The organism is Vogesella perlucida (genome assembly GCF_979366545.1).
Window position 1 is genome coordinate 171344 of sequence record NZ_CEETRO010000006.1, and the last position, 16212, is coordinate 187555.

The window sequence follows — 16212 nt, forward strand, 5'->3', positions numbered from 1 at the left end:
CGGGAACCGCACGGCCTTATTCCACGCGGATGCGGTTTACCTGCCACACGCAGCGCGAGTAAATGTCTTTGGTGCGCAGTTCAGGTTTCTTGTCAAAAGGATACATGATGAATAGCGGGCCTTTATCTCTTACATTCAATACTTTGCCATCAATTTTACGCGCCAGGATCACATCGTATTTTTCCAGGTCGGCCAGCGGGATTTCGGCCGCATAGTCATTCAGCGCGACAACATAAAGCTTTTTACCCTTGGCGCCGGTCGCTTTCAGTACGTCGCGAAACAGCGGGCCTTCAAAGGTTTGTGCCGTCTTGTACCACGGGGTCTCTACCGTCATTTTCTGTTGCGGCAGTTTGTCCAGCATGGCGGCATCAAACTGGGCATCGTTGCCGGCATTCTTTTCTGCAATCAGGCCAGACACGGTAAGGATGGGGCGCCCGGCTGGCTTATCCAGTGCGAATGCATTGGCAGAGAATACAGTGATCAGGGAAAATGCCAAAAGATTACGTGTGATTTTCAGCATGCTTTTGCTCCTTGCTTGTGAATGGACACTTCATTATGAATGCTTGCTACAAAAATGCACCCCCTGATGCAGCAGTCAACCGCACCCAGATCAGAAACTGGTCAGGTAGTACGGCAGGGAGGTTGACATTGCACTGTATTGGAATATTGTTGTAGTCGGGATTGTTTTCGATAAATTTAACGTATAACAAGGCTTACCATGAGAATGACGGTGTTGATTGTCGATGACAATCCGGCCAACTTGATGGTGCTGCGCCACCTGGTTGGCCGCATAGACCATTGCGAGCCTGTCACGATGCAAGATGCACTGGCGGCGCTGGCGTGGTGTCGCAATAACACCCCTGACCTCATCCTGACCGACTACATGATGCCTGGCATGGATGGCCTGGCGTTGATCCAGGCGCTGCGGGCTATGCCGCATATTCACGATATCCCCATCATCATGGTGACCACCAGTGATATGAAGGGGGTACGCCAGAGTGCACTGGAGGGCGGTTCTACCGACTTCCTGACCAAACCGGTAGACCCGCCGGAAACCCGTGCCCGTATCCAGAACCTGCTGCAGCTGCGCCGTGCCCAGCGCCAGCTGCGCGAGGTGGCGGCACAAGATCTGGTCATCCGCCTGTCGCATATTGCCGAATCGCGCGACCCGGAAACCGGGCGGCACATCGAGCGCATGGCCTACTACGCCCGCATTATTGCCAGCCGGATGGACCTGGGGCCGGAAATCGAAGAACGTATCTTTCTGGCGGCGCCCATGCACGATATCGGCAAGGTGGCGATTCCGGACCATATCCTGCTCAAGCCGGGCAAGCTCACGCCGGAAGAGTTTGACATCATGAAAACCCACCCCACGCGCGGGGCAGAGTTTCTGCAGGACAGCGAGCTGCCCCTGTTGCGCATGGCTTATGATATTGCGCTGGGCCACCATGAAAAGTTTGATGGCACGGGCTACCCGCAAGGCCTGCGTGGCGAGGCCATACCGTTGGCCGCACGCATTGTGGCTGTGGCCGATGTGTTTGATGCGCTGACATCGGCTCGTCCTTACAAGCCGGCGTGGGAAATGAGCCGGGCGCTGGATTTCATGCAGAGTCAGCGTGGTGTGCATTTCGACCCTGCCGTGCTGGATGCCTTCATGGCTAGCCTGGAGCAGGTGCTGGATATCCAGACCCGCCTGCGTGACGACCCGCTGCCGCCAGCCTAGCCTTGCCGTAGCGCACCTAATGCAAACAGGCCACCCGGCTGGAAGGGTGGCCTGTTTGCATTAGGTGTTTGCTACCGTGCCTGCAATATGGCTGCCGGGAATGATGGCTGCTGCGCTAATAACTTTTTGAAATAAAGTTTTCGTATTATATTATTTTTTGTATCCAATCGATCGCTATAGACTACGCCCATATTTATCAAAACCAGCCGCCGTTGCGGTAGCTGGGCTAGGGCAAGGCATGATCGAAGTACAAAACATCAGCAAACACTACCAGCACGGCGGCAAGAGCGTGGCCGCGCTGGATAACGTCAGCCTGCAGATTGCCAGCGGCGAGATCTACGGCATTATCGGCCGCTCCGGCGCTGGCAAAAGCACGCTGATCCGTTGTCTGAATCTGCTGGAGCGGCCGGACAGCGGCCACGTCAGCCTGCACGGCGAAGACATCACCCGCTTTGACGAGCGCGCCCTGCAGCAGCGCCGTCAGCGTATCGGCATGGTGTTTCAGCACTTTAACCTGCTGCGTTCCCGTACCGTGGCGGCCAACGTACGCTTCCCGCTGGAGCTGGCCGGTGGCCTGAGCCCGGTGCAGATGGACGCCCGCGTGGACGAGCTGCTGGCCTTGGTCGGCTTGCAGGATCACAAGCACAAGCGCCCGTCGCAGCTGTCTGGCGGGCAGAAGCAGCGCGTCGGCATTGCCCGTGCGCTGGCCAATCACCCCGACTTGTTGCTGTGCGACGAGGCCACCAGCGCGCTGGACCCGGAAACTACCGACGCCATCCTGGCGCTGCTGGCCGACATCAACCGCCAGCTGGGGCTGACCATCGTGCTGATTACCCACGATATGCGCGTTATCCGCCAGCTATGCGACAGCGTGGCGGTGCTGGACCACGGCCGCGTGGTAGAGCAAGGCAAGGTGCTGGACGTGTTCCTGGCGCCGCAGCACGCGGTGACGCAAAGCCTGCTGGCCGAAACCGGCATGGGGCAGGGCGCGCTGCAGGGTATCTGGCGCCAGCGTGTGGCCACGCCGGTGATCAAGCTCACCTTTGTCGGCGAGCCGACGCTGCAGCCGGTGCTGGACAAGGTTGGCCGCGAGGCTGGCCTGCGCGTCAACCTGCTGTCCGGCACGCTGTCGGAAATCAAGGACACCCCGTTTGGCCAGCTGCTGGCCGGCGTGGTGGCGTCGGATGTAGACGTGTCGGCACTGCCGGCCATCTTTGCCCGCGAGGGTGTGCGTTGCGAGGTGCTGTAAATGCTGGACTTTGACTGGAACCTGCTACTGGACATCGACTGGGTCGAAATCGGCGAAGCCACGCTGGATACCCTCACCATGCTGGGCGTGTCCATGCTGTTTACCGTACTGGCCGGCCTGCCGCTGGGCGTGCTGCTATTCGTTTCTGCGCCTGGGCAGCTGCGTGCCCGCCCGCGCCTGTACGCGGTGCTGTCTTTCCTGGTAAACGTGCTGCGTTCGCTGCCGTTTGTCATCCTGCTGATCGTGCTGATGCCGTTCACCCTGCTGCTGGTGGGGACCTCTATCGGCGTAGCCGGTGCCATCGTGCCGCTGGTGGTGGGGGCAGTGCCCTTCTTTGCCCGTCTGGTAGAAAACGTGCTGCGCGAAGTAGACCGCGGCGTGATTGAAGCCAGCCAGTCCATGGGCGCGCGCCTGCCACACATCGTGTTCAAGGTGCTGCTGCCGGAATCGCTGCCGGGCCTGATCGGTGCGGCTACCGTGACTGCCGTGGCGCTGGTGGGTTACACCGCCATGTCTGGTGTGATCGGCGGCGGTGGCCTGGGCGACCTGGCTATCCGCTACGGCTACCAGCGCTTCCAGACCGAAATCATGATCGTCACCGTGGTGTTGTTGCTGGCGCTGGTGCAAGGCCTGCAATCGGCCGGTGACAGCCTGGTTCGCCGCTGTCGCTTCGACTAAGACCGCTCTCTGTTAATCATGCTGTGCCCCGTATGCCCGTGCCGATCCGGCCGGGCAGGGGGAAGACTTTCTCTCAAAAAGGAAAAAACATGACCCGCATCAGCAAACTCGCCGCCGCTGTTGGCCTGGCCGCTATCGCCTTTGCCGCCCAGGCAGAAAACGTGAAACTGACCGTGGCTGCGTCGCCAGTACCCCACGCCGAAATCCTGGAAGCGCTGAAACCTGCGCTGGCCAAACAGGGCGTGGACCTGGAAGTAAAAGTTTTCAACGACTATGTACTGCCGAATACCCAGGTGCAGGAAAAACAGCTGGACGCCAACTTCTTCCAGCACATCCCTTACCTTGACAAGTTCAATAAAGACCGTGGCACCACCCTGGTTGTCGCCAGCAAGCCGGTACACATCGAGCCGTTTGCTGCCTACTCTGCCAAGTTCAAGAAAGTAGCCGACCTGCCCAAGGGCGCGACCGTGGCCATTCCGAACGACCCGACCAATGCCGGTCGCGCGCTGCTGCTGCTGGATCAGGGGGGCGTGATCAAGCTGAAAGACCGCAAGAACCTGTACCCGACCAAGAAAGACATTGCGGCCAACCCGAAAGACCTGAAGCTGAAAGAGCTGGAAGCCGCCACCCTGCCGCGCGTGCTAAACCAGGTAGACCTGGCGCTGATCAACGCCAACTACGCGCTGGAAGCCAAGCTGAACCCGAAAAAAGACGGCCTGTTTGCCGAAACCACCTCGCCGTACGCCAACCTGCTGGTTTCCCGCAAAGACAACGTAAACAGCCCGGCTATCAAGAAGCTGGCTGCTGCACTGAACAGCGCTGAAACCAAGAAATTCATTGAAACCAAGTACCAGGGCGCCGTGGTTCCGGCATTCTGATACTGACGTACACGGCTAGCCAGCTGGCTGCCGGTCACGTTTGAATGAATAGTAGGCTGCAAGGGCCTGTCGCTTGGCGACAGGCCCTTGCGCTTTGTACTGCCGGGCACGCTTGTTGCGGGTCTGCAGGCGTGCCACGGCCGATAGCCCTGTGAAACGCATTCAGCGCTTATTGTAAAGGCGGCATGCCCCCGGTTAATGGCGGCATTGCACCTCATTAAATGCATGCTGTTTGTGGTATGGTACGGATGCGAAAAATTACAGGACGACGCGATAGCTTGCTGCTTGATGGGGTATAGCCCTGACGGTAAAAATATCGGGTACCAAAGCGGGTGTCAAAATGGCAAAAGTGTTGCGAAGTACTTTAAAAACAAAGGTTTAAATACATTATGCTATTAATGATCGATAACTACGATTCCTTTACCTACAACCTGGTGCAGTACTTTGGCGAGCTGGGGCAAGAGGTCAAGGTGTTTCGTAATGACGAAATCACGCTGGCAGAAATAGAGGCACTGAATCCGCAGTATATGGTGCTGTCACCCGGGCCGTGCACGCCGAACGAGGCGGGGATCTCGGTGCCGGCCATCCACCACTTTGCCGGCAAGCTGCCCATCATGGGCGTGTGCCTGGGGCACCAGAGTATTGGCCAGGCCTTTGGTGGCAAGATCATCCATGCCAAGCAGCTGATGCACGGCAAGGTGTCGCCGGTGTCGCACCATAACGTAGGCATGTTCCGTGACTTGCCTAATCCGGTAACCTGCACCCGCTACCATTCACTGGTGATCGAGCGCGAGACGCTGCCGGACTGCCTGGAGATCACCGCCTGGACTGAAGACGGCGAGATCATGGGCGTGCGCCACAAGACACTGCCGATTGAGGGCGTGCAGTTCCACCCCGAGTCGATCCTGACCGAGCACGGCCACCGGATGCTGCAAAACTTCCTGAAAGAATTTGCCTGAGTTGTTAATGACCCTTTTGCCGGAGATAAAGGCATGATTACACCGCAGGCCGCCCTTAACCGCCTGATCGACCAGAACGAGCTGTTCCACGACGAAATGCTGGACCTGATGCGCCAGATCATGCGCGGCGAAGTGCCCGCGCCGCTGATTGCCGCCATCCTGATCGGCCTGCGCGTCAAGACGGAGAGCGTGTCCGAAATCGCCGCAGCGGCGCAGGTGATGCGCGAGTTTGCTACGCGCGTACCCGTAAGCCAGCGCGAGCACCTGGTGGATACCTGCGGTACCGGCGGCGACAAGAGCCACACCTTCAATATTTCTACCACCGCGGCTTTTGTCAGTGCGGCTGCCGGTGCGCGGGTGGCCAAGCACGGCGGGCGCTCGGTGTCGTCCAGTTCCGGCAGCGCGGATGTGCTGGAGGCGCTGGGGGTGAACCTGAACCTGAATGCAGGGCAGGTAGCGCGCTGTATCGATGACATCGGCGTGGGTTTCATGTTTGCCCCTAACCATCACACTGCCATGAAGTACGTGGCACCGGTGCGTAAAGAGCTGGGTGTGCGCACCATTTTCAATATCCTGGGCCCGCTGACCAATCCGGCCGGTGCGCCCAACCAAGTGATGGGTGTATTCCACCCCGACCTGGTGGGCATCCAGGCGCGCGTGTTGCGCGAGCTGGGTAGCGAACACGTCATGATCGTGCACGGCAGCGATGGCCTGGACGAGATCACCCTGTCCGGCGACACCCGCGTGGCCGAGCTGAAAGACGGCGTGATCATGGACTACACGCTGAACCCGGCAGACTTTGGCTTGTCGCTGTCGCCGCTGTCGGCCATTCGTGCCGAAAGCGCCGATGCCTCACGCCGCTTCCTGCTGGACGTGCTGGCCGGTGAGTCCGGCCCGGCGCGCGATATCGTGCTGCTGAATGCCGGCGCCGCCATCTATACCGCCGGTGTAGCGGGCTCCCTGGCGGATGGCGTACAGGCAGCGGCGGCGGCGATTGATAGCGGCGCGGCGCGTGCCAAACTCGACGCGCTGGTGAAGCTGAGTCAAAATATCGATTAATGCCATCCGCAATCCCCGATGCGGTGTTTGCGGCCAACCATTCTCTATAAATGCCCTTACTTTCATGACGATCGCTCAATCCATTTTCAAGGCTTACGACATTCGTGGCGTGGTCGGTGACACCCTCACCGCCGATGCTGCTTTCCTGATTGGCCGCGCCATTGGCAGTGAAGCACGCCTGCGCAATGTGTCTGCCATCTGCATCGGCCGCGATGGCCGCCTGTCCGGCCCCGAGCTGTCCGGCCGCCTGTCCGACGGTATCCGTGCCGCGGGTGTCGATGTGATCGACGTAGGCCGCGTGGCCACGCCCATGCTGTACTTTGCGGCGTACCAGCTGGAAACCTTCTCTGGCGTGATGGTCACCGGCAGCCACAACCCGCCAGACTACAACGGCTTCAAGATGATGCTGGATGGCGACACCCTGGCCGGTGACTGGATCCAGACCCTGTACCAGCGCATCGTGAATAACGATTTTGCCGAAGGCGAGGGTGCCTACCGTACGCACGATATCGCCGAGGCTTACCATCAGCGCATCATTGGCGACATCAAGCTGGCGCGTCCGATGAAGGTGATTGTGGATTGCGGCAACGGCGTGCCGGGCGACTTTGCCCCGCGTCTGTTCAAAGCGCTGGGTTGTGACGTGCACGAGCTGTTCTGCGAGGTGGACGGCCACTTCCCCAACCATCACCCGGACCCGGCCAAACCGGAAAACCTGCAAGACGTGATTCGCGCCCTGCAGGAGACCGACGCAGAAATCGGCCTGGCGTTTGATGGCGACGGCGACCGCCTGGGTGTGGTCACCAAAGACGGTAACATCATCTGGCCAGACCGCCAGCTGATGCTGTTTGCCCAGGACGTACTCAGCCGCCAGCCTGGTGCCAAGATCATCTACGACGTGAAATGCACCCGTTTGCTGGCACCCGCCATCCAGGCAGCCGGTGGCGTGCCGATGATCAACCGCACTGGTCACAGCTTCATGAAAGCGGCGCTGAAGGCCAACCCGGACGCCGGCATGGCGGGCGAAATGTCCGGCCACGTATTCTTCAAAGAGCGCTGGTACGGTTTTGACGATGGCCTGTATACCGGTGCGCGTCTGCTGGAGATTTTGTCCAAGGTGGCCGACCCGTCCGCCGTGCTCAATGCACTGCCTAACGCGCTGTCCACCCCCGAGCTGAACCTGAAGACTGCCGAGGGCGAAAACCACAGCCTGATCGCCAAGCTGCAGGAAACCGCGCAGTTTGACGGCGCGCAGGACATCATCACCATCGATGGCCTGCGGGTGGAATACGCCGATGGCTTTGGCCTGATGCGTGCTTCCAACACCACGCCGGTGATCGTGCTGCGTTTCGAGGCCGATAACGAGGCTGCGCTGGCACGTATCCAGAACGATTTCCGCCGTGTTCTGGCGCAGGAAACCAGCGCAACGCTGCCGTTCTAGGCGATAATCGCGGCCAAGCCGCGATTGCCCCCGGGCATGCATGAAAGACCAAAAGGTTGGCTGCGGCCAACCTTTTATCATGGGTAGCGCCAGTAGCGCGCTGCCGAACAGAAAGGACACCCGATGTACGCTGAAGCCGCCAGTGCTTTTCATACCGTACGCGACCTGCTGCGCTTTGCCGTGTCGCGTTTCAACGAAGCCGAGCTCACCTACGGCCATGGCACCAGCAATGCCTACGACGAAGCCGCCTACCTGATCCTGTCCACGCTGAAGCTGCCTATCCAGCAGCTGGAGCCGTATCTGGATGCGCGTTTGCTACCGTCGGAAGTACAAGACGTGGTTGGCCGCATCCAGCGCCGCGCCGAAGAGCGGGTGCCGGTAGCCTACCTGACCAACGAAGCCTGGCAGGGCGAATTCAATTTCTACGTGGATGAGCGTGTGATTGTGCCGCGCAGCTTCATTTACGAGTTGATGGGCGAGCCGCTGGCACCGTGGATCGAGCACCCCGAACTCGTTCACCGCGCACTGGACCTGTGCACCGGTTCAGGCTGCCTGGCGATCCAGCTGGCGCACCACTATCCGGATGCCGAGATCGATGCGGTGGATATCTCGCTGGACGCACTGGAAGTAGCCAGCATCAATATCCAGAACTACGGCCTGGAAGAGCGTATCCAGCTGATTCACAGCGACCTGGTAGAAGGCCTGGAAGAGCCGTACGACCTGATCATCTCCAACCCGCCGTATGTCGATGCACCATCGGTAGAGGCGCTGCCGCAGGAATACCTGCATGAGCCGGAGCTGGCGCTGGGCTCGGGCGAAGACGGCCTGGATGCTACCCATGTGATTCTGCAGAACGCCGCACGCTTGCTGACCCCAGGGGGCGTGCTGCTGGTAGAAATCGGCCATAACCGCGATGTGCTGGAGGCGGCGTACCCCAGCCTGCCGTTCATGTGGATGGAAACCCAGAGTGGCGATGGCTTTGTGTTCTTGCTGACACGCGAAGACCTGGTGGCTGCCGGCCTGGGCGACCCGATGAACGACGACGATTTTGCCGACGACGACTTCTAAGCGACTGCCAAGCTTGGCCGCAAAATAAAACCCCGCTATGCGTAGCGGGGTTTTTCATGGCATGGCGGGATATTATTGCTTCCACACTGGCTTGGGTGGCGTGCCGTCCGAGGTGGTCAGGATCTCGTAGCCGGTTGCCGTTACCAGAATGGTGTGTTCCCACTGCGCGGACAGGCTGCGGTCTTTTGTGACCACGGTCCAGCCGTCGGCCAGCAGGCGCAGGTGGCGCTTGCCTTGGTTGATCATCGGTTCGATGGTGAAAATCATGCCTTCCTTGATTTCCAGGCCGGTGCCGGGTTGGCCGTAGTGCAGTATCTGTGGCTCTTCGTGGAACTTGGTGCCAATGCCGTGGCCGCAGAACTCCTGCACCACGCTGTAGCCGGCAGCTTCGGCGTGGCGCTGGATGGCGTAGCCGATATCGCCCAGGCGAGCGCCCGGTTTGACTTTTTCGATGCCTTTCCACATGCACTCGTAGGTTACCTTGCACAGGCGGCGGGCAAACTCGCTGACCTCGCCTACGTAGTACATGCGGCTGTTATCGCCGTGGTAGCCGTCCTTGATCACGGTGATGTCCAGGTTCACGATATCGCCTTTTTTCAGCGGCTTGTTATCGGGAATGCCATGGCAGATCACGTGGTTGATCGAGGTGCAGATGGATTTCGGGTACGGGTTGGTACCATCCGGTGCGTAGTTCAGCGGGGCAGGGATGGTGCCTTGTACGTTCACCATGTAGTCATGGCAGAGCTTGTCCAGCTCTTCGGTAGTCACGCCCGGTTTTACGAACGGGGTGATGTAGTCCAGCACTTCGGCAGCCAGGCGGCCGGCGATGCGCATTTTTTCGATGTCTTGCTGGTTTTTGATAACAATGGACATTGCTGGGTGGGGTCGTTTGATGTGTCAACGCAGTATGTTAGCAAATCCTGCCGGTAAACGGGGCGCGGTGTGAGGGCAAGAAAAAGCGGGCACCGAAGTGCCCGCTGCTTATGGCGATAAAAGCAGTCTGTATTAGAAGGTGTAGCGGATGCCAGCGCCGAAGGCTTGCGGGTCGTTGCCCTTGGTCAGGCTGGCGGAGCTGGTGCCCAGTGCGGTGTCGTAAACCGGGTTGCCCAGGTTAGCGTTCTGCGACTTTTCGTTTTTGATCTTGGTGGCGTAAGCGTACAGCTGGGTTTGCTTGTAGATATCGTAAGTTGCGCCGATTACCCACTGTTTGGCTTTGTAATCGCCTTCCTGGCCGCTGCGCGCGTTTTTCAGGGCACCCATGGTGGTGTACGAAGCGCGGATAGTGGTTTTGCCAAGGGTCTGGCCCAGTGCCACGGTCGTGAAGGTTTGTTTTGGGTCTTTGCCGGTGGCGTAGTCCATCTTGGCTTGCTCAAAACCGGCGCCGATGAAGGTGCCACCTGGCAGTGCATAGCTGGCCACCAGTTTGGTGTACACCGTGCTGTTCAGTTCTTTTGTGGTGTTGCCACTGTCGTTTTTGCTGCCTTGGCGGTCATAGCCGGCGGCCAGTTGCAGGTCGCCGGTTTTGTACTTGCCTGCCAGCGAGAAACGGTCGTTCTTCTGACGGCTGCCATCGGTTGCCAGGGTACGGGCCTCGTCAAAGCCGTACGACAAGCCCAGGTCCAGGCCGGACAGGTTCGGTGCCAGATAGTGCACACTGTTTTTCAGGCGGGCATCGCCGCGGGAAAAGGTATTGCTGCTGCCGTGGTTGCTGGCAGTGGTGTTGGACATGATGTCCAGGCCGATGTCGGTCAGGGCTTTGTAAGCAGAGTCTTTCTGGCCCAGTTCGATCTTGCCGAAACCGCCGCCAATGCCCACAAAGGAGTTACGGCTAGCCAGGGTGGCGCTTTCGCCTTTGTCGTTGGTACCTGCCTGGTCAAAGCCGCGCAGGCTGGTTTCGATCTGGCCGTAGACGGTAACGTCATCGTCTACTTTGGTCGAGCCCTTTACACCCAGGCGGGAGCCTTGGTCAGTCACGCGGCCGGTGCTCGGTACGTCTTTTTTGAAGTCGCCGTTGCCCGAGGCTTTGACCGATTCAACACCGGCGCTCAGAAAGCCGTACCAAGTAATCTCGGCGTGGGCTGCGAAAGAGGTGAGGGAGAGTGTGATCAGGCTGGCAAGCAGTTTCTTTTGCATTTAATGCTCCGTTATCCCGTGTGTCGGGTGTTTTTTGAAAACGGGGCAATTGTGCTTTTGAAATGTTGCACTGCAATGAGCTGGCAGTGACAGCCTGATTAACGTTCAGTTAATCTGAATCAATCAGGCCAGAAACTGGTTGGGGTAGACTTCGTCGATCAGGGTGCGGCAGTCTACGATGCGCAGATCGTTGTCTTTGGCGAAGTCCATCAGGAAGCGGTAAACCGGCGGCTGGATTTTTTCCAGCTTTTTGTCCACGGCCACGCAGCGGACATTGTCCAGCATCATGGGGCGCACAAACTGGTGATAGGCCAGTTTTTGATCGTCGCCGAACGACGCCAGAATGCCGGCCAGGCGCTCTGCCCAGTCGCTGGGGCGGAAGGTACGGCCTTCAGAGGTGAGGCCTTGTATTACGATTTCATACGGGTTGCAGATCATGGCTTTAACCGGGCGCTTGTTCTTGTGGGTGTGGTCTCAGCCCGTAGCCTGCTTTATTGAAAAGGGCATGGTATTGCCTGGCAGGTCATTCGGGTTGACCCTAATTCTAGCCTAAAATCGCTTGTGCATCACGTTTTAGCAATACATTGCGCAAGCGGTTTTCCCTAATGTTACAGGCGGCGAAATGCTGGCAGTGAGGCTAGCAGCCGTTTACCGTACTGCTGGCGCACAATGCGGTTGTCCAGAATCGTCACCCGGCCGTAGTCGCTTTCCGTGCGGATCAGGCGGCCTACGGCCTGTACCAGCTTGATGGACGCTTCGGGCACGGTCAGCTCGATGAACGGGTTGCCACCGCGTTTTTCTATCCAACGTGACAGGGTGCGGCCAACCGGGTCGTCCGGCATGGCAAATGGCAGCTTGGCAATAATCACGTGTACGCAGGCTTCGCCGGGCAAATCGAGCCCTTCGGAAAACGAGTCCAGGCCGAACAGCACGCTGGGGCGCTGTTCTTTCAGCGCGGCGTAGTGGTTGGCCAGTAGCACGGCCTTGGGCAGCTCGCCTTGCATCTGCACGCATTGGCGCAGCTCGGCGGGCACGCCTTCTGCTACTTCCTGCATCTGGCGGCGCGACGTAAACAGCACCAGCGTGCCCAGCGGCTGGGTCAGGTCGATCAGGCGCGGCAGCCATTCGATGATTTCGCGGGTATGGGCGGCCGGGTCTTTGGGCGTGGCGTGCAGCGGCGGCAAATAAAGCTCGCCTTGTTCACTGAAATTGAACGGTGAATCCAGCGCCACGCATTGCACATCCGGCAGCCACTTCAGGCCGGTTTGCGACAGCAGCAAATCAAAATTGCCCAGCGAGCGCAGCGTGGCCGAGGTGAGCAGGGCGCCAGAGGCGCGCCGCCACAGGTTGGCCGCCAGGCTGCCGGCAGCACTGACTGGCGAGGCCGAGAAAATATAGTCGCCCTTGCCATCCGCGCGGCGGGTTACCCATTTGGCGATGGGCGGGGCGTTTTCGTCCGGCTCGCGCTCGTACAGGTCCCACAGGGCCACTAGCGGCTCGACCTTGCCCACAAAGAAGCCGGCATCCGAGTTCAGCTTGTCCAGCAGCACGGCGTCTTGCTGTTTGTCCTTGCGCAGCGCGCCGATGGCGTCGGCCATGCCGGTAAGGTTTTTGTACAGCGCGCGGGCCGATAGCGCCATGTTGGCCGCAGGGATCTTCATGTGCTCCGGCAGCACGCCGTCTTCTACCAGCCAGCTGGGCTCCAGGTTGTCGCTACTGGCTTCCAGCTCGGTGACACCCTGCAGCAGCCACAGCCATTCGGTGAGGCTTTCCATGCAGGCGCCGGCGGCGTCCATAGCGTTGGCGCACAGCTCGGGTTTATCTATCAGCGTTTGCACGCGGGTGGCCAGCGCCGGCACTTTGTCCAGCCAGGCCATGGCCTGGGCCAGGCTGTGCTCGGCGGCAAACTGGTTTACCGCCTTTTTGGCCAGGTGATGCGCCTCGTCGATGCAGTACAGGCTTTGTTCCGGCGCGGGCAGAATCACGCCGCCGCCCATGGAGACATCGGCCAGCATCAGATCGTGGTTGGCCACTACCACGTCGACGTTCTCCAGCGTGTCGCGCGCCAGGTAGAACGGGCATTCGGCGCGGTTGGGGCAGCCGGCTTTCAGGCAGCCGTGGCGGTCGTTGGTGACGCGGCGCCACAGATCGTCCTGGATGTTTTCGGCCCAGGTGTCGCGGTCGCCGTTCCAGCGGCGGTAGTAAAACGCGTCGGCCAGCTCGCGCAGGGCGTCGATCTCGGCCTGTTCGGGCTTGCGTTCCCACAGCGCCATGCTCGGGTCCATGGCCAGCAGCTCGCCCTGGGCGGTGTCGGCTGTCAATTGGTACAGGCGGTAAGGGCACAGGTAGCGGCCACGGCCTTTGGCCAGCGCAAAGGTGAGCGGCAGGCCGCTTTTTTCGATGACAAAGGGCAGGTCACGGTTGACCAGCTGTTCTTGCAGGGCAATGGTGGCACTGGTCACCACCAGCTTTTTGCCGCGCGACTTGGCCATCACGCCGCCGGCCAGCAAGTAGGCCAGGCTTTTGCCGACACCGGTAGGGCCCTCGACGACCACGATACTGTCACCGCTATTGTCTTCCGGTTCCTGCTCGCTGTCCGTGGGCGGCATGCTGCAGCGGCCAAAGGCATTGGCGATTTCGGCCAGCATGCGGCGTTGCGCCGCGCGCGGGCGGAAGCCGGGCAGGTTTTCGGAGATGGCACGATAGTGGTCGCGCAGCAGGTTTTTTTCGATGTCGGTCAGCATGGGCGGCATTGTAACGGATTGGCGCCCCCCCTGCTGCTAAGGCGACATCGACCATGCAGTTTTGCGCCTGCAGCATGACATTGTGGCCGTGCTGTGCTTACGATAGCGTCAAACAAAGCCGCACCGTGCCGCGGCAATAACAGTACGACAGACATCATAAAAACACGCTGTATCCAGAGGAGAGCACCGATGAATCCGGTGAGCAGAGTATTGGTGGTAAGCGATGATGCCGCCTGGCAGGCTAATGTACTGGCCGAGCTGGCTGCGGTGGCGGCCAAGATGGCCAACCCGTTTGGCCTGTGTTTTGAAGGGGTTGGCCGCAGCAGCGACGCGCTGGCGCGTGCCGGTAGCGACGGCGAAGTGCAGATCGTGCTGGTAGACAAAGGCCTGAAAGAGAAGGGCGCTACCCAGCCGGCGGTTCAGCTGGCCAACCAGATCAACCGGCTGCGCCCCGAGCTGTCCTTGTACATCCTGCTGCAGGATGACGACGAAAAAGTGCTGATGGAAGAGCTGGCCAGCCACGCCATTGACGGCTACTTCTACCGTGACGAGCGCGATTTCAACGGCTGGTTCCGTATTCTGGCGGCCGAAATGGGCGAAAAAGCCGCCACGCCGTTTTACGACAAGCTCAAGCAATACGTACGCATGGCCAAGGATTCGTGGCACACGCCGGGCCACGCCGGTGGCGACTCGCTCAAAGGCAGCCCGTGGGTGGGCGATTTTTACGATTTTGTCGGCGAAGAAATGCTGCGCGCCGACCTGTCGGTATCGGTACCCATGCTGGATTCACTGCTGCACCCCACCGGGGTGATTGCCGAGGCGCAAACCCTGGCCGCCAAAGCGTTTGGCGCTCGCAAAACCTACTTTGCCACCAACGGTACCTCTACCTCGAACAAGGTGATCTTCCAGACCCTGCTGGCGCCGGGCGACAAGCTGCTGCTGGACCGCAACTGCCACAAATCCGTGCACCACGGCGTGATTTTGTCCGGTGCGCAGCCGGTGTACCTGGATTCGTCGGTGAATCGCCAGTACGGTATTTTCGGCCCGGTGCCCAAGCAGGTCATTTTCGACGCCATTGCGGCCAACCCTGATGCCCGCGTACTGATTCTGACCAGCTGCACTTACGACGGCCTGCGCTACGACCTGAAGCCCATCATCGAAGCGGCGCACGCCGCCGGTATCAAGGTGATCGTGGACGAGGCCTGGTACGGCCACGCACGCTTCCACCACGCTTTCCGCCCCACCGCGCTGGAATCCGGCGCCGACTACGTAACCCAGAGCACGCACAAGATCCTGTCGGCCTTTTCGCAAGCCAGCATGATCCACGTGAACGACCCCACGTTTGACGAGCACCTGTTCCGCGAAAACTTCAATATGCACACCTCCACCAGCCCGCAATACAACCTGATTGCCAGCCTGGACGTGGCACGCAAGCAGGCGGTGACCGAGGGCTTCCGCCTGCTGGATCGTGCACTGAAGCTGGCGCAGGAGCTGCGGCAGAAGATCAACTCCACCGGTGCCTTCCGCGTGCTGGAGCTGGACGACCTGCTGCCGGAGTCGGTGCGCGGCGACGATGTGCAGCTGGACCCCACCAAGCTGACGGTGGATATTTCGCAAAGCGGCTACTCCGCCGACGAGCTGCAGCGCGCCTTGTTCGAGCGCTTCAATATCCAGATCGAAAAATCCACCTTCAATACCATTACCCTGCTGCTAACCGTAGGCACCACGCGCAGCAAGATGTCGCGCCTGTTTGACGCGCTGCTGCGCCTGGCCAAAGAGCAGCGCCCGCCGCGTGCGCTGGGCAAGATGCCGGAAATCCCCGGCTTCTCGCGCCTGGCCTGCCTGCCGCGTGACGCGTTTTACGAGGCGGGCGAGCGCCTGCCGCTGCTGGACGACGACGGTTTGCCCAACGCTGCGCTGACCGGCCGAGTGTGTTGCGACCAGATCGTGCCGTACCCGCCGGGTATCCCGGTGCTGGTGCCGGGGCAGGTGATCGAGGCCAATATCGTGGCGTATATGGCGCGGCTGCTGAAAACGCAAAAGAGCATAGAAATACACGGCCTGGCCGAGGAGGGGGGCGAGTTCTGCGTGCGGGTGCTGCGGGGCGACGAGCTGGCGGGGCTGCCTAGCCGCGCCTGGTTCAACTGACCTTATGGCCAGCGCTTAGCGTTTTGTTAAACAGCTGTGCCGCTTCGCTAAAAGCCTGAAAAAATGCCGGTACGCTGCAAGTGATTGATCTTGCAGCGTATCGGCGTTTTTATTGCCGGATGGTGGCTGTTTGAA

The 16212-nt window shown here is 59.9% G+C and carries 13 protein-coding genes and 2 pseudogenes; 10 read left to right on the forward strand and 5 right to left on the reverse strand.

Annotated features, from left to right (window positions below; genetic code table 11):
- Nucleotides 1-16: 16 nt before the first annotated feature.
- Nucleotides 17-520, reverse strand: coding sequence for a molybdopterin-dependent oxidoreductase (locus ACZ9XP_RS10825; RefSeq protein WP_147688725.1), 504 nt, complete (start codon nucleotides 518-520; stop codon nucleotides 17-19).
- Between the two features lie 204 nt (nucleotides 521-724).
- Between ACZ9XP_RS10825 and ACZ9XP_RS10830 the strand changes: the two genes are divergently transcribed.
- The 9 genes and pseudogenes from ACZ9XP_RS10830 (at nucleotide 725) to prmB (ending at nucleotide 9052) form a co-directional block, all read left to right on the forward strand.
- Nucleotides 725-1723 carry an HD domain-containing phosphohydrolase gene (locus ACZ9XP_RS10830; protein WP_147688727.1) on the forward strand — a complete coding sequence of 333 codons (999 nt, stop codon included), beginning with the start codon at nucleotides 725-727 and terminating at the stop codon, nucleotides 1721-1723.
- Nucleotides 1724-1961: 238 nt separating this feature from the next.
- A pseudogene (locus ACZ9XP_RS10835) lies at nucleotides 1962-2693 on the forward strand (methionine ABC transporter ATP-binding protein); the annotation flags it as partial.
- A 6-nt stretch (nucleotides 2694-2699) separates the two neighbouring features.
- Nucleotides 2700-2972, forward strand: a complete 273-nt coding sequence (locus ACZ9XP_RS10840; protein WP_465188481.1) for an NIL domain-containing protein — start codon at nucleotides 2700-2702, stop codon at nucleotides 2970-2972.
- Nucleotides 2973-3650, forward strand: a complete 678-nt coding sequence (locus ACZ9XP_RS10845) for a methionine ABC transporter permease (protein ID WP_147688731.1) — start codon at nucleotides 2973-2975, stop codon at nucleotides 3648-3650.
- Nucleotides 3651-3739: 89 nt separating this feature from the next.
- Entirely contained in the window at nucleotides 3740-4528 is a 789-nt protein-coding gene (locus tag ACZ9XP_RS10850; protein WP_465188418.1) for a MetQ/NlpA family ABC transporter substrate-binding protein, read from the forward strand.
- Between the two features lie 389 nt (nucleotides 4529-4917).
- On the forward strand, nucleotides 4918-5487 hold the full coding sequence (locus tag ACZ9XP_RS10855) for an aminodeoxychorismate/anthranilate synthase component II (RefSeq protein WP_147688830.1): 570 nt from the start codon (nucleotides 4918-4920) through the stop codon (nucleotides 5485-5487).
- Between the two features lie 33 nt (nucleotides 5488-5520).
- Nucleotides 5521-6546, forward strand: coding sequence for an anthranilate phosphoribosyltransferase (trpD, locus tag ACZ9XP_RS10860; protein ID WP_147688832.1), 1026 nt, complete (start codon nucleotides 5521-5523; stop codon nucleotides 6544-6546).
- A gap of 64 nt (nucleotides 6547-6610) precedes the next feature.
- A complete protein-coding gene (locus ACZ9XP_RS10865) occupies nucleotides 6611-7984 on the forward strand; it encodes a phosphomannomutase/phosphoglucomutase (protein WP_147688833.1) in 1374 nt (457 codons plus the stop codon).
- Nucleotides 7985-8107: 123 nt separating this feature from the next.
- The gene (gene prmB, locus ACZ9XP_RS10870) at nucleotides 8108-9052 is read left to right on the forward strand and encodes a 50S ribosomal protein L3 N(5)-glutamine methyltransferase (protein ID WP_147688834.1); all 945 of its coding nucleotides are present in this window, start codon (nucleotides 8108-8110) and stop codon (nucleotides 9050-9052) included.
- A 72-nt stretch (nucleotides 9053-9124) separates the two neighbouring features.
- Here prmB and map read toward each other — a convergent pair whose 3' ends face one another.
- From map to dinG, 4 genes and pseudogenes are all read right to left on the reverse strand, one after another.
- Nucleotides 9125-9925: a type I methionyl aminopeptidase gene (gene map, locus ACZ9XP_RS10875; protein WP_147688835.1), complete on the reverse strand. Its 801-nt coding sequence runs from the start codon at nucleotides 9923-9925 to the stop codon at nucleotides 9125-9127.
- Nucleotides 9926-10057: 132 nt separating this feature from the next.
- Nucleotides 10058-11185, reverse strand: coding sequence for a porin (locus ACZ9XP_RS10880; RefSeq protein WP_465188419.1), 1128 nt, complete (start codon nucleotides 11183-11185; stop codon nucleotides 10058-10060).
- A 150-nt stretch (nucleotides 11186-11335) separates the two neighbouring features.
- Nucleotides 11336-11623, reverse strand: a pseudogene (locus tag ACZ9XP_RS10885) (DUF3579 domain-containing protein); the annotation flags it as partial.
- A 170-nt stretch (nucleotides 11624-11793) separates the two neighbouring features.
- Nucleotides 11794-13929 (reverse strand): ATP-dependent DNA helicase DinG, encoded by a 2136-nt coding sequence (gene dinG, locus ACZ9XP_RS10890; RefSeq protein ID WP_465188420.1) that lies wholly within the window; start codon nucleotides 13927-13929, stop codon nucleotides 11794-11796.
- 189 nt (nucleotides 13930-14118) lie between these two features.
- Between dinG and ACZ9XP_RS10895 the strand changes: the two genes are divergently transcribed.
- Nucleotides 14119-16077 (forward strand): aminotransferase class I/II-fold pyridoxal phosphate-dependent enzyme, encoded by a 1959-nt coding sequence (locus ACZ9XP_RS10895; RefSeq protein ID WP_465188421.1) that lies wholly within the window; start codon nucleotides 14119-14121, stop codon nucleotides 16075-16077.
- Nucleotides 16078-16212 lie beyond the last annotated feature (135 nt).